Genomic DNA, 13,804 nt, shown 5'->3' with positions numbered 1-13,804 from the left:
CAACAAACGGCTCGCATGTGCTAGGGACAGACTATGAAAATCCTGATCGTTGAAGACAATAAAGAACTTGCCGATTGGCTCGGCAAGGCGCTTCGGCAAGCCCAGTATGCAGTGGACATCGCCTTCGACGGCGAAGATGCCGAGTTGATGCTCAAGGTCGCGAGCTATTCGGTGGTCATTCTTGACCTCTCCCTTCCCAAGATCGATGGCATGACGCTGTTGAAACGCATCCGTCAAAGTGGCGAGAAGGTGCCCGTGATTATTCTGACGGCCAATGCCAGCCTTGACGGTCGGGTAGCCGGGCTTGATGGCGGCGCGGACGACTACCTCGCGAAGCCCTTCGAAATCGCGGAACTGGAAGCCAGGATCAGAGCGGTCGTACGACGCGGGCAAGACAGGGCCGCGCCCGAAATCATGGTGGGCGATCTGAGATTTGCTGGCTCAACGCGTCAGTTCTTCGTCGGCGGTGAACCGCTAGCCCTTACTCCGCGCGAACACGCGGTGCTGGAATACCTGGTTATGAAGGTGGGGACCACGGTGTCAAAGGCCACGCTGTCCGAAAGTGTATTCGGTTTCGATGACGAGGCCGACCCAACTGCAATCGAGATTTATGTTCACCGTCTGCGCAAGAAGCTTGAGAAAAGCTCAGCGCAGATCGCGACGTTGCGTGGTCTAGGCTATCTGCTCCGAGATGCACAGTGATATGCGGCTGGTGTGGTACAACCATCCGCGGTCTGTTTTCAGGCGGCTTCGCGAAAGCCTGCGAGCGCAACTGCTTGCGTGGGTGATCCTGACGCTCTTCGGCGCGATCTGTTTCAATCTTTACGACAGCTTCCGAACCGCAGACGCCGCGTCGAAGCTTGTTACAGACCATACCTTGCTTGCCTCGGCCCGCGTCATCGCGGAAGCGGTTCGCGTTGACGCAGGAGGTACCGTTGAGGTTGATGTCCCGCCTGCGGCAATCGAAATGTTCGATACCGGATACGGGGATCAAGTCTTCTACCAAGTCATCACGGCTTGGGGAAATCTAGTCGCGGGATATCCCGAACTGCCATTGCCGACCGTCGAGCGCGTAGGGCAGGATCGTGCCTTTCGTAACGCCGGGGTACGAGCGCTGACGTTGAACCACCCGGTCGTTGGCCTCCCCAAAGACGGCGAAATCGCCGTGACGGTTGCGGTCACCCACAACGCTCAGTACGCGTTGCGGCGCCGCCTATGGTTCTCGGATTTCACGAAGCAGCTTGTCCTCGTGCTCCTTGCGGGCGTTGTCACGATTATTGGTCTCCAGCGTGGGCTCGCTCCCGTGCTCAGATTGCGCGATGCGGTTCGTGAGAGAGGTCGAGATCGGCTCGACCCCTTATCGCCGTCGATGGTGCAATCCGAGCTGCGCCCACTGGTTCTCGCGCTCAACGACCATATGGAGCGGGTCCAAAACCAAATGGCCGCTCAACGGCGATTTGTCTCGAACGCAGCACATCAACTCCGCACGCCCCTGGCGCTCATTTCAACGCAGGCCAGCGTTGCGGCAAGGGAGAAAAATACAGAGCGCCGTGATGAGGCTCTACAGGCGCTTCGCAACAGCACACACCAGATATCGCGGCTTGCCAGTCAGCTCCTGACCCTGTCCCGAGCGGAGCCTGGAAGCAGACGGCCACGGACAGACGTTGTCGATCTCGTCGCCGTTGCAAGGGAGGTACTCGGCACGCAAGCCGAGGAAGCGCTTCGCCGTGGGATCGACATCGGGCTGGAGGAAAATGGTTCCGTCGACGTTGAGGGCGACGGCACCATGTTGCGGGAGATGCTGGTAAACCTCGTTGACAACGCCATCCGCTACACGCCTGCGCCTGGCCGGGTCACTGTGGCCGTAACGCGACAAAATGGGACAGCCGTGCTTCGTGTCGAGGACAACGGGCCGGGAATTCACCCAATGGAGCGCGAGCACGTCCTCGAGCGCTTCTATCGCATTATCGGCACCGAAGGGGAGGGAAGCGGCTTGGGACTGGCCATCGTTCTTGAGGTGGCGACGGGTGCCGGTGGAACCGTTTGGCTGGATGACGCCAAGGGTGGCGGACTGGTGGTAACCGTTCGGCTGCCTGCAAGAGCCAAACACTGAGCGTGTTAGCAGGCCCCAACATGCTCAGCCTCGCAGGAGACCAGGCTGACAGGACAAGGTCGTCAAGTTGAAAGCCCTTCAGCTACCCGGAGGCGGGACTGTCGCAACAGATGGTTGGCTAGCACCAAAAAAATAGGGCCATCGATAGTCGAGGCCCAAGGTGTGGAGTTTGAAACCTCCAGAGGGGAACGGTCGGTGCATGGGATGGGAGGTATTACCCACGTTGATCACCGACTGCACAACATATACGGGCATTTTGTCGATAAAGCAATGGACGGATCGCTCTTTGGGCAAGTCTGCGCAGCTGAGCAACACGCATAGGTAAGCATCGGACCATCCTGGTTTTCAACGGTGGCGCTGCGTTGACGATAAGCGACGACACACTGCGGTTGTCTACGTCAGCAGCTGGCCCTTGCGCAGGGTTGCATCAGAAAGGGCCTTACAAGGGGCTGGCTGCCCACGAGGAAAGATGCTGCCCCAGTTGCTGCGCTGGATAAATGGACGGGTCGGAGACCTCGTAGCTTTGATTCTTCAGACATGCCGTCGCCGAGCGCCGAATTTGAACGACGGCTCTCTGCCAAGGAGGAATTGCTGGGCGATTGCAGGTGTCTGGCAATGGCAATCTATTGCTCTAAATCAATAGGCTATTGCGGTGGACGCAAGAAATAGATGAGGCCGGGCCCGTACGAACCCAGCCCCATGGTCCTTGGGAGGACTGGCTAACTATTGCGTGTCGATGTGCTGTTGCGGACGCCATTTCGCAAGCCTGTTTTCGATCAACGTCATGATGAATTCCGCGAAAAGCGTAACGACCATCACAAGCAGGATCGCGGCATACATTCCAGCAGCATCGAATGTTCCTTTTGCGATTGAAATCAGCTGGCCGATGCCGAACCGAGCTCCGACGAACTCGCCGACAATCGCACCAATGATCGCAAAGCCGAAGGATACGTGCAGGCTGGCGAAGATCCAGCTCATGGCAGAAGGAATCACAACTGTGCGCGTTACTTGCCAGTCAGATGCTCCGAGGATGCGTGCATTGGCAATCATGTTGCGGTCCGCCTCGCGGACGCCCTGGAAGGCGTTGGCGAACACCACGAAGAACACCATGATGAAGGCGAGAGCGACCTTTGACGGCAGCCCAAGGCCCATGATCATGATGAAGATCGGCGCGAGGACCACACGCGGGATCGAGTTGATCGCCTTGATGTAGACCGAGAAAATGTCCGACAGGAACTTGTTGCGGCCAAGGCCGATGCCGACGAAAACGCCGGTGATCGATCCCGCGAAGAACCCGATCAGGGCTTCTTCCATTGTGACCCAGAGATTGTACCACAGCGAGCCTTCAGTGGTTCCCTGCGTCGCCCATTCGTAAAGCCGCTGCATCACCTCGCTGGGGCTGGAATAGAAGAACGGATCTATCCAGTGCATGTTGGAGGAGAGCTCCCACATGCCGACGACAGCTACCAGGATAAATACCTGCCAGAAGAGAACGAGGTTCTTCCGGCGCTTTATGGCTTTCAGCGCAGTAGCTTCAATTTCGGCATCAGAGGTGCCCGCGGAGAAGATTGGCGCGGTTGCGGCCTCGAAAGTCGTATGTGCCATGTCTGATTTCCTCCCTTACGCTGCTTCGCTTGCGCGTCGATAGCTGGTCTCGACCTCTTGCCGCAGGTCGTCCCAGATCGTCTTGCAGTAGTCGATGAAGGTCTGGTCATAACGGATCTCAGACACAACGCGCGGGCGGGGCAGGTCGATCGTGTAAACCGACTTCACGGTCGCCGGACCTGCGGTCAGCACGTAGACCTTGTCGGCGAGCGCGACCGCCTCTTCGAGGTCGTGGGTGACGAAAATGACTGATGCTTTCCGATCCGCCCAAAGCTTCAGGAGTTCTTCGTGCATTACAGTGCGGGTCTGGACGTCCAAGGCCGAGAACGGCTCGTCCATCAGCAGGATTTCTGGTTCGTTGATGAACGTCTGCGCGAGCGAAACGCGCTTGCGCATTCCACCGGACAACTGATGGGGATAGTGATGGATGAACTTGGATAGCCCGACGCGTGCGAGCCAATCCTTTGCGCCCTTCTCGGCTTCAGCCCGCGACTTGCCACGGAAGAGTGGGCCGGACATGACGTTGTCGAGGACATTCTTCCAGGGGAAGAGAGCGTCGGTCTGGAACACGAAGCCAACACGAGGGTCTATGCCGTTGATTGGGCCGCCCATCAAGCGAACTTCACCTGCACTAGGCTTCGCAAGACCTGTGACCAGATTGAGAGTGGTCGACTTGCCGCAACCCGTTGGACCGACGACGGCAACGAATTCTCCGCGGCCAACGGTCATGTTGAAATCGCGCAGTGCCGTCAATGACTTTCCGGTCGGGGAAACAAAGCGACGGCTAACATTGATCAGTTCGATCGCGAGGATCTGCTTGTTGTCCTGATTCATGGTGATACCTGTGCGTGGTTTTGGGGGCGCACACGCGATGCCCAGGGTGGGAGCCACTTCCGACTGGACGGAAGTGGCGCAACGTGACTTACTTTACGTTCTTTACGAACTCAGTCGTGTAAGTCTTTGACAAATCGATCTGCTTGCCTTTGACGTTCTTCGAGAATTCCGAAAGGACCGCGAGGACTGTCTTGGGACCGTCTTCCGGCATCACGCCGTCTGGCGTGAACATTCCCTTGCCCTGGTCGAGTGCCTTGACGTACCCGTCCTTGTCGCCGACGTAGAAGTCCTTAGGCATCTTGTCAGCGATCTCGGCCGCCGAGTGCGTGTTGATGTAGCGGAGCGTCTTCACGAACGCATTGGCGAGCTTCTGGGCCTCGTCCTTGTGAGCATCGGCCCAGGAGGTTTCGACGTAGAACGATGCCGCCGGATAGGTGCCGCCAAGCGCCTGTCGCGTCGCCTCGACGGTTCGCATGTCGACGAGGACAGTTGCTTCTCCTGTCTTCAACATGCGCGAGATCGTCGGCTCGGTCGTCATCCCACCCTGGATCTGATCCTGCTGCATTGCGGCGATGAACGTCGCGCCTGCGCCTACGGGGATGGTGACGACGTCGCCGGGCTGCAACCCAGCCTTCGAGGCCATGTAGAGGGTCAAGAAATTAGTGGACGAGCCAAGGCCCGTTACGCCAAGGCTCTTACCTTTGAAGTCTGCCGGCGACTTGATATCCGGTTGCTTCGTGGAGACGAGTTCAACTTCGCCTGGTGCCTGGCTGAACTGGACGATGGACTCGACGAACTTGCCCTTGGCCTGAAGGTCGACACAGTGGTCGTAGAAACCAACAACGCCCTGGACGGCACCGGCTAGCAATTGGTTCTCGGCGTCGACGCCTGCAGCTTCATTCAGAAGCTCGACGTCCAGGCCTTCATCCTTGAAGTATCCGAGGGACTCGGCGAGCTTTGCAGGCAGGTAGATTTGCTTCTCGTAACCGCCAACCATGATGGTGATCTTGTCAGCGGCGCGGGCCGTGGATGCACCAAACGACGCGGCGGCGATCATTGCGGAAACAGCGATGCTATTAAAAAGACTGCGTGACGAACGCATTAAGGTCTCCTCCAGTATGAGTTACGCATCGCCTGTCATCACGATACAAGTGCTTCCTCCACGATGCAGCTTCTTGGTAGCCGCTCGAAGCTTTCAACTAGCTTTCAGTGGTTCGGCTAACGCGATAGGCCCTTCGTCAAAAAGCACAATCTTACGGAAGCGTATAATCGTGGACAGAGTGCGGAGATATTGGGAACCGACGTTCTTTGGGACCGCCACGACCCCCGAGGCCTCGCTGAGTTTCGTTCCCGCCCAGAAAACATTGCACGCCCGGCACGTGCCGGCCCAGGCCCGACACCTTGCTGATCAACCTCGATCGATCAACGGATCGAGGAAAATGCATGGCGTTTCTTCTCAGCCACATCGGACTCGATTTCGAAAGGGTATCGGCGATAGATGGGCCAAGCTCCAGCATCCGATCGATGACTTCGACGAGCGCGGCCTGCGACACCAACGCAGACCAAATCCCTACGAGACTGGTTGTTTTCTCGGCCACGTCGAGTGGTAATCCGCCAGTTTTCAACGGAGCTCCACGGTAGAATTCACGAGGCCATTTCAGTTTCTGTGCGGGCTTGATGCCGCCAATGCCCATACTGGGCCGTTCGTTTTTGTAGGTCCATGGCCGCTGCGTGGCAAATTTCGGTGCCCACTCAATGCCTTCTCGATTTCAGTAGGACAACCGTGGGCGCTTTGGTCGCCTTCTAGCGACGGCCACATCAACGCCTTAGGACTGCTTTGTCTCGCTGTGACGTCGAGCCTCGTCGGCTGTAAGCGGCTGCCGCCGGTTTGACGACGCTATCCCGACCGTCGCCTTTGGCAACACTATCTCGAAGATCGCTCCCCGACCTTGATGGTTCTGGCCAGAAAGCTCCCCTCCAGCGCGCTCTACGATACGGCGAGAAAGAGAAAGGCCCAAACCCATGCCCGAAACTTTAGTCGTCGAGAATGGGACGAACAGGCTCTGCAGCATAATCTCTTCGATACCAGGTCCCCGATCCCGTACTCGGATAGAAATACGATCGTCAGTGCGCAGAGCGCTGATCGCGACAATCCGGTCTTTGGCGTCAAGATGCTCGCCCACCTCCAACGCATTGCGAACGAGATTGTAAACGACCTGTTCAAATTCAACTCTGCCGATTTTGCAAAGCAGCGGTCCCTCGTCGAAATCGAGTGCGATTTCGAAACCACACTCTGCGAACAGAGCTTCCATGAGGGTGACAACCTCACGTATCGCCGCAACTATGTCGGTGCAGGCTGTGTCTGTTGGCTTCGGGCTTACGAAGCTTCGAACATTCCTGATGATTTCGCTCGCTCTCTGCGCGTCTTTCACGTTCGAGGAAAGAATACTCGTCACGTTCGCCTGGGGTGTCGACATGGCATCCATCAACTTCACACCAGTTTGGCTGTTGATGAGAATGGCTGTCAGTGGCTGAATCAGTTCGTGAGCAATTGCTGCCGCCATTTCCCCAATCGCGTAGACTCGCGACGCATGTTCGTGCCGTTTTTCCAGTTCGAGGCGGTTAATATTCGCTTTCGCGAGGCGCTCGGCCTCTCGCAGGCGCCGCGTGACCTGTCCTTGGTGGAGAGCATATGAAGACAGGCCGGCTATAAGTATGGAGAATGTGGAGAAGACGTACAGCATGCTGTTGTCGAGGATCGCGTCCAGGGCGATTGGTTTTTCAACATTGATGCTCGTTTTCAAGAAGTTGTCGTTTGGTTTTTGATATATATCGCCGATATAAACATCAATACGGCGTTCTATTGTTGAAAGTATAAGAGAATTGTTGTTTTTTGTAGATATATTGGAGAATAAAGTCAATTCTCCAGACGTCCAGGTAACCTTTGGGCAATTATCGACTAAAGATGGCTTGAGCATTTCTCGAGAGTCGATCGTTATTATGATAGAGAAGTGATTTTTGTAGTTACGGACGTGCTCAATAATGTAGTATTTGTTCTGTAATTTACTATCAACAACAACTTGCACTTGACCATGGTGGCCTCCTAATGCCTCAAGCAGTTTTGCAGATTTCAGTATCGGGCTCTCCCCTTCGGTGGGCACTTGCACGATCGGTTGCAGTCGCACCCTCTCGTCCGGGTCCATTTCGTACCACGCTATGCCAGATATTTGCGGGTACCGGGCGTGGAGGCTCTCCGCGAAATTCGTAAAAGACGCGATAGAACGGCTACGTGGAGCGTCCGCTACCATCGTAAGTGATTGCATGAAGCCAAAGTTCTGGCTGTTCCGACTAACTGCCAGACGCTCAAGGCTTTGGGCGTAGGAAGAAATGTTGCGCTCAACTGTATCTATAGTGGTATAGATCAATACTACTGTAACTAGAAACTGCAGAGCGACCCAAATCAGGATGGCGGGCAATGCCAAATTAACTGCGGTTCTCAATCGCTGGGAAGCAAACAAGCTTGCAATCTCTGAAGTTAGAATAAAGTTACAGGTCGTCGGGAGCGAAGGTGGCGCTGACGACGAATGCACGCATCGGTATATTTACCTAGATGCAACCTCTAACAATTGCTGACTTAAGAATTTATCCTCGATGCGGCAGATCATGATGGAATGAAATGGCTCAGCGAAATCCTCGATTGTGAAGAACTGGCTTTCAGGCGGAGAGATGCAGCATTGGTCGGCTCTGGGACGTGAGGGAGGCTGACAGACACAAAAGGAGCCTGAACCACGGGCGCACAGCGCGTCATCCGACAGGCTGAAGCTGTGGTGAACGAAACCAATTGGAGCCGCGACGGTACGAGGAATACTTGCGATGGATCGACCGACCAAACTCGGGAGGCCCCAAATCGATCCAGGCATTCGGAGCCAATGATCATGTGTGGACGGGGTGAGCGCCAATCGTTGCGGTATTGCCATGCTAGCGACCCCGCAAGGTTGGCTCGACCGAATTAAGGCCAATGGCAGCAAACTTGCGCCCCGAGATCGCGGCGCGCTTTGTTATGTCCGAGCATTCCCGCTTTATAGCGTTAGAAAGGGAGGCAAAGCGATTTCAAGACGCCCAATTTATCTTATGGGGTTGGCGGCGGCGGTCATTGCGGCGACTTGGTTGGCTGCCGCGTTTGCTGTTGAAAAGCAGCAGGAGTACAACGGCTTTTTCGACAAGGCCTTGTACGAATATGGGGTATTAATCAATTACATCTACACCAGCAAATTTAATCGACATGATGATAGGGCGTCGGAGTTTAGGGTTTCCATAGACGATGCCGTGCCAGCGGCTGTTGCGCGACATATCCGCGCCGCGTACACCTTTCTTGCTCGGGTGAGCGGGCGTTCGGTCATTTTTGATGTGGGGGCCAAAAACGTCTTCGACCAGAGCGACCGCTACGTCTACGTAGGCAGGCAAGCAGCAGGTGCCAATCCGCACGCTCAGCAAAACCCATTTGTGCAGAAACTCAGCTTGTCTCTCGAACGGATTTTTCCCAACAAAACTCACGACTTGTTTTGGAAATATCAAACCGCGTCATTGACTCGGTTCTTCGGGACGCCGCTTTTCTTCAATTCAGAGTTCGCATCAATCGATTACAAATCGGTAATCAACGAGCGCAAGACTTATGCTCTAAAGAATACAAATATAAAGAAAACAGCGATATACGTAAATGTCCCAGTCATTCATGGATTAGAAGAGTCGGAAATCAATGAATTCATAAGATACATTACGATTCAGGAAATATTTCAAGAGTATAACCTTGCCGCTGACGTGTTCGATGGCGGCTTTAAGTTGAAGACAATTCTATATGATCATGAAAGTGTTCTTGGAGAATTGAAAGGATCTGAAAGAATTAGGGAGCAGAGGCGCAATGTCGCTCTAGGATATTGTCCATATGATGTCATGTTGACATCTCAATTTTATGAATCCGGGAACGAAATCTCTCCAGTTCCGTTGGGAATATTAAAGTTTCTTTATCTGTACACCAAGGCATACTGGTATTATTTCACAAGCGCTTCGGAATTGTTCGACAGCAGATGTTGGTGAAGATTGTCTTGAATGTCATGTCCCGGTTGTTCCCCGGATCGTGGCTCGTGCCATAGCAAGGTGCCGATATCGGCGCCAGGTCTCATCTTTCGGGTCGCGGAAGGAGACTGTCCTTCATTGGCACAATAAGGTCGAGCAGGACATAGCCCGGCTTCAAAGGTCAGTCCGTGACCTGCATGCGCGGTAGTATCGCATCCCTCATCGAATTTATCGTCGTCATTGAGGTAAAGCGGATTTCGGCGCCGTCTCGGTGTCTTACTTCCTCACCCAAGTCAGCTGCCTATACGGATGCTAACATCTGAATATGGACGAACTCAGCAACGGACCGTGTGCCCAGTTTGGTGGAAATGTTGGCGCGATGTGCATCGACGGTCCGGGTGGAAATAGCAAGCACCTTCGCAATCTCTTTGGTGCCGAATCCGCGACACAACAAGTCGAATACCTCCCGCTCTCGCAGCGTGAGCTGATGCACTAGAAGGCTTGCTTCGTCGCGTTCCAGGAGCGTTTCCAGTTGTGCGAACGCTGGCTTGAGCGCTTCCCGTAGCTCATCGCCACCAATGGGCTTGCAGAGGAAATCGACCGCGCCTGCGCGAAATGCCGCTCGGCAACTTTCGAGATCTCTGGTTCCGGTGACGACAATGATGGGCCAGTAGATACACGCCTTGGCCAACTCCGTTTGCAGTTCCAACCCACCCTTCGTCGGCATATGTAGATCAAGCAATATACAGCCCGGCTTCAAATTCGGCAGATTGGACAGAAAAGCGTTGCAGTCGGGAAACCCCATGGCGATCATCCCGTCGACGTGCAAATTCAGCAGAATCGCATCCCTGATCGATTCATCATCATCGATGAGATAGACCGGATTTCGCTGAACCATTTACGAATACCATCACAACTGCATTAAAAATGAAATCTCAGGAAGATACCGCGTTTCCATCTGCAATTGGTAGAGGCGCCAGGTAGGTAAACATACCGATGCGCACGTTGATGAGCTGCTAAAGACGTCTATCTGAGGGGACCGATATCGGCGCGCCCAGCGGTGCGGCGCTTACTTCGGCGCCTGCCTTCAGTCTTCGCGCATTGCTGAAGTCGGGTGGTAGCGTTGCAATGGACAGCAGCGTCACAAGACTTTCTGTTTGTAAGCTTGCACAACCGCCTGAATCCTGTTGTACGCATTCAACTTGCGCATAGCCGATTTTAGGTACGTGTTAATTGTTGATCCGGACAGGGACAGGATGATCGCGGTTTCTTCACTGGTCTTACCCGCCGCCGCCCAGCGCAGGCACTCGATCTCGCGCTGAGATAGCGGCGATCTTTGTCTTGAAGCAACAGATTGCCTGAAGTAACTGTTAATTGCAGCAAGGCATTTCATCAGCACAGAATTGCTATTATGGTATTGATGCGCGGTTGACGTAAATAGTAATAGATATTTACTGTCTTCCGGGTCGTATATGCAGAAGGCGGAAAGTCTGTTTCCCAAATTAGACATAATGAATACTGAATCGTTGCAAGTTTCTATTCTGTTTTCTAGCTCTATCTCCATCGGCAACGTCGAAAGCTTGACAAGATCTAGGAGTTTCGTTTGAAAAACGCGTTCCTTGCATATTTGAAGAATGGCGTCCTTTGACCAATCTGTGCCAATAAGCATGTCAGAAAAATTGGCAGTGCCAGCGTCGGGAAATTTGAGGACGGCATACGATTTGAAATGCTCCTCGTCGCATATCTTTTTTAGATCGGCGCAGAGCGTAGCAGTGCAAGGGTGCTTAACGAACAGCGTCATACGGAAATGCACCTAGTTACTCGGCCGGAATCCGCACCACACCCGCCTCTAAATTCGCATTTGAAATCTCCTTGCCGGTGGATGTGGCACAGTATTCTTACATCCCGCTTTTCCACTTGTATGTTGGTAGCTTTACCTACGTCGATCGGCGCGGCTTAAGCGCGAACCTCTGCTGCTGTCTCAGCGCTCATCGGCGCGTTTGGAGCTGCTGGCGTCTTCTCTCATTGGCAGCCCCGGTGCAGTGGACTCGCCAAGACACCTCGGTTCCAGTCGATAACGCTATGCACCGAAGTCTGTTCTACCAGGCGCCTAACCCCAATGGGTAAGGCGTTGCCGTCAGATGCTCATCGGAGTGGCATTGAATTGGTGAGCGGATCTGCGGTCCGAGCCCATGGCAGCCGGAATGCTCTGCAGGGGTTTGTTGGAATAAGGGGTCTTGATCTCCGAGATCGCCGTGCTTGAGAAGGAGCTTCGCATACCCGCCGCGCAAGATGCCCTCGCTTCTCGACTGATGACAATTTCGGGTGTCGGCGCAATTTGCGCCACAGCGCTGGAAGCATTAGCGCCGCCGCGGATCAGGCTGTAGGCTTACCGCGTCAATTACTCGGTGAGACCGGCTTTGCGCAGGCCGTCCACAACGCGCTCGAAATCGGCAGGGTTCTTGTAGGGCAACACCTTGCGCCGGTGCTCCAAAGAATAATTAGGATTGATGCGGAACACTCCGTCCCACTCCTCGCGCGCCTCCGCGAAGCGGCCGAGGTGACCATAGCTCGCCGCTAGCAACACGCGTGAGATGTCGGTGCCGGGATTGCGCACAAGCCGACGCTTCAGGAAGGCAACGGCTTCCTCGTACCTGCCCAACTGAAACATCGCCTGCGCGTGGAAGTGCAGGAAGATGTCGGGATAATATGGATTCAGCGCAACTGCCCGCTCGAAACAGACGAGGGCCTCGTCGGACCGGCCCGCATAATGCAGAGCGTTGCCGAGGCTCTCGTGGCCCTCGGCAAGATTGGGGGCAAGCGCGATCACGCGTTCAGCCTCGCGGATGGCCACGTCAAGTCGTCGCAGGTACAAGTTGGTGACGCCCAGCGCCCAATGCGCGTAGGGATATCGATCGTCGAGCGCGACCGCCTGCGTCGCAGAAACGATCGACTGTTGCAGTGACGTCGAGGGCGATTGGCTCCACTGGTTGACGTAGGCCAGTGCCTGCGCCACGGCGAGGAACGCGTGGGCCGGGGCAAAGTTGGGGTCCAGATCGATGGCGCGCTGCAACAATTGCTGGCCCTCGATGTTCTGCTCTCTCGTGAGCCGCCACATGTGTTCACGACCCCGCAGGAAGCAGTCATAGGCTTCCAGATTTTGTGTCTGCTCGGCCGCGAGACGCTGCTGGTCCCCGGCCGTCAGCTTGAGTTCCAAAGCACCGACGATCTGCTGCGTGACGTCATCCTGCACCGCGAAGATATCGCTCAGGTCGCGATCGAAACGCTCTGCCCACTGATGCCCGCCAGTGGTCGCATCGATGAGCTGCGCGGTGATCCTTACCTTGTTGCCTGATTTGCGAACGCTTCCCTCCAGCACGTAACGTACGTTGAGATTGCGGCCCACCTCCTGCACGTTCACGCTCCGGCCCTTGAAAGTGAACGATGAGTTGCGAGCAATGACAAACAGCTGCGACAGCTTCGATAGCGCAGTGATGATATCTTCGGAGATGCCGTCGGCGAAGTACTCCTGCTCGCCATCGCCGCTCATGTTGACAAAGGGCAGCACCGCAATCGAAAGCTCCGGCGGTAATTCGGCCCGAGCATGAGCCACGGCGCCTGCGGTTATTGCTGGCTTTGCCTCCGCAGCGGCACTGACCTGAAGCGAATAGACCCGGATCGGCTCGGCGATGTTCTTGAGCTGCATCACTCCAAGATCGCTGACGGTGAGATCGAGCCTCGCCTTTACCTGGCGATAGGCATCCTCGGACAGGCAAATGGCGCTTGGGGTCGCGATCCCCTCGAGACGGGAGGCGATGTTGACGCCATCACCCATCAGGTCGCCATCGCTTTCCTCTACTACGTCCCCCAGATGGATGCCGATCCGGAACTCGATGCGCCGCTCCTGCTGAACGCCGGCATTGCGCTCGGCCATGCCATTTTGTACCTCGATGGCGCAGCGCACGGCATCGACAACGCTGCGGAACTCGACCAGCGCTCCATCTCCGGTGCGCTTGATCACGCGGCCATTGTGCACGGCGATGGTTGGATCGATCAGGTCGCTGCGCAGTGCCCGCAACCTTGCAAGGGTGCGGTCTTCGTCCTCGCTGGCGAGCCGGCTATATCCGACTACATCAGCGGCCAGAATTGCAGCCAGCTTGCGATTCTCGCTCATAGGGT

Annotated in this window: 10 protein-coding genes; 3 read left to right on the top strand and 7 right to left on the bottom strand. The window is 55.3% G+C overall.

The window, feature by feature from the left end; genetic code table 11:
- Nucleotides 1-33 precede the first annotated feature (33 nt).
- A complete protein-coding gene (locus AS026_RS14000; RefSeq protein ID WP_062370134.1) occupies nucleotides 34-702 on the top strand; it encodes a response regulator in 669 nt (222 codons plus the stop codon).
- On the top strand, nucleotides 692-2,113 hold the full coding sequence (locus AS026_RS13995) for a sensor histidine kinase (protein ID WP_245307498.1): 1,422 nt from the start codon (nucleotides 692-694) through the stop codon (nucleotides 2,111-2,113). Before AS026_RS14000 ends, AS026_RS13995 begins: the two co-directional genes overlap by 11 nt.
- Nucleotides 2,114-2,836: 723 nt before the next feature.
- Here AS026_RS13995 and AS026_RS13990 read toward each other — a convergent pair.
- The 4 genes from AS026_RS13990 to AS026_RS13975 form a co-directional block, all read right to left on the bottom strand.
- The gene (locus tag AS026_RS13990; protein ID WP_062370126.1) at nucleotides 2,837-3,718 is read right to left on the bottom strand and encodes an ABC transporter permease; all 882 of its coding nucleotides are present in this window, start codon (nucleotides 3,716-3,718) and stop codon (nucleotides 2,837-2,839) included.
- A gap of 15 nt (nucleotides 3,719-3,733) precedes the next feature.
- Nucleotides 3,734-4,552 (bottom strand): ABC transporter ATP-binding protein, encoded by an 819-nt coding sequence (locus AS026_RS13985; RefSeq protein ID WP_062370121.1) that lies wholly within the window; start codon nucleotides 4,550-4,552, stop codon nucleotides 3,734-3,736.
- An 88-nt stretch (nucleotides 4,553-4,640) separates the two neighbouring features.
- Nucleotides 4,641-5,654, bottom strand: a complete 1,014-nt coding sequence (locus tag AS026_RS13980; protein WP_062370118.1) for an ABC transporter substrate-binding protein — start codon at nucleotides 5,652-5,654, stop codon at nucleotides 4,641-4,643.
- Nucleotides 5,655-6,378: 724 nt separating this feature from the next.
- Nucleotides 6,379-8,070, bottom strand: a complete 1,692-nt coding sequence (locus tag AS026_RS13975; protein WP_131815320.1) for a sensor histidine kinase — start codon at nucleotides 8,068-8,070, stop codon at nucleotides 6,379-6,381.
- A gap of 430 nt (nucleotides 8,071-8,500) precedes the next feature.
- On the opposite strand from AS026_RS13975, the gene AS026_RS13970 reads away from it, so the two are divergent.
- Nucleotides 8,501-9,646 carry a hypothetical protein gene (locus AS026_RS13970; RefSeq protein ID WP_131815319.1) on the top strand — a complete coding sequence of 382 codons (1,146 nt, stop codon included), beginning with the start codon at nucleotides 8,501-8,503 and terminating at the stop codon, nucleotides 9,644-9,646.
- Nucleotides 9,647-9,926: 280 nt separating this feature from the next.
- Here AS026_RS13970 and AS026_RS13965 read toward each other — a convergent pair whose 3' ends face one another.
- The 3 genes from AS026_RS13965 to AS026_RS13955 form a co-directional block, all read right to left on the bottom strand.
- A complete protein-coding gene (locus tag AS026_RS13965; protein WP_062370111.1) occupies nucleotides 9,927-10,523 on the bottom strand; it encodes a response regulator transcription factor in 597 nt (198 codons plus the stop codon).
- A gap of 243 nt (nucleotides 10,524-10,766) precedes the next feature.
- Nucleotides 10,767-11,426, bottom strand: coding sequence for a helix-turn-helix domain-containing protein (locus AS026_RS13960; RefSeq protein ID WP_062370109.1), 660 nt, complete (start codon nucleotides 11,424-11,426; stop codon nucleotides 10,767-10,769).
- Nucleotides 11,427-12,026: 600 nt separating this feature from the next.
- Nucleotides 12,027-13,799 carry an adenylate/guanylate cyclase domain-containing protein gene (locus AS026_RS13955; protein ID WP_062370104.1) on the bottom strand — a complete coding sequence of 591 codons (1,773 nt, stop codon included), beginning with the start codon at nucleotides 13,797-13,799 and terminating at the stop codon, nucleotides 12,027-12,029.
- Nucleotides 13,800-13,804: the final 5 nt, after the last annotated feature.

Source organism: Rhizobium altiplani (genome assembly GCF_001542405.1).
In the GTDB taxonomy this organism is placed as follows: Bacteria; Pseudomonadota; Alphaproteobacteria; order Rhizobiales; family Rhizobiaceae; genus Rhizobium; species Rhizobium altiplani.
Note: the sequence above shows the minus strand (reverse complement) of the source record. Positions and strands in the feature narration are given on the sequence as shown.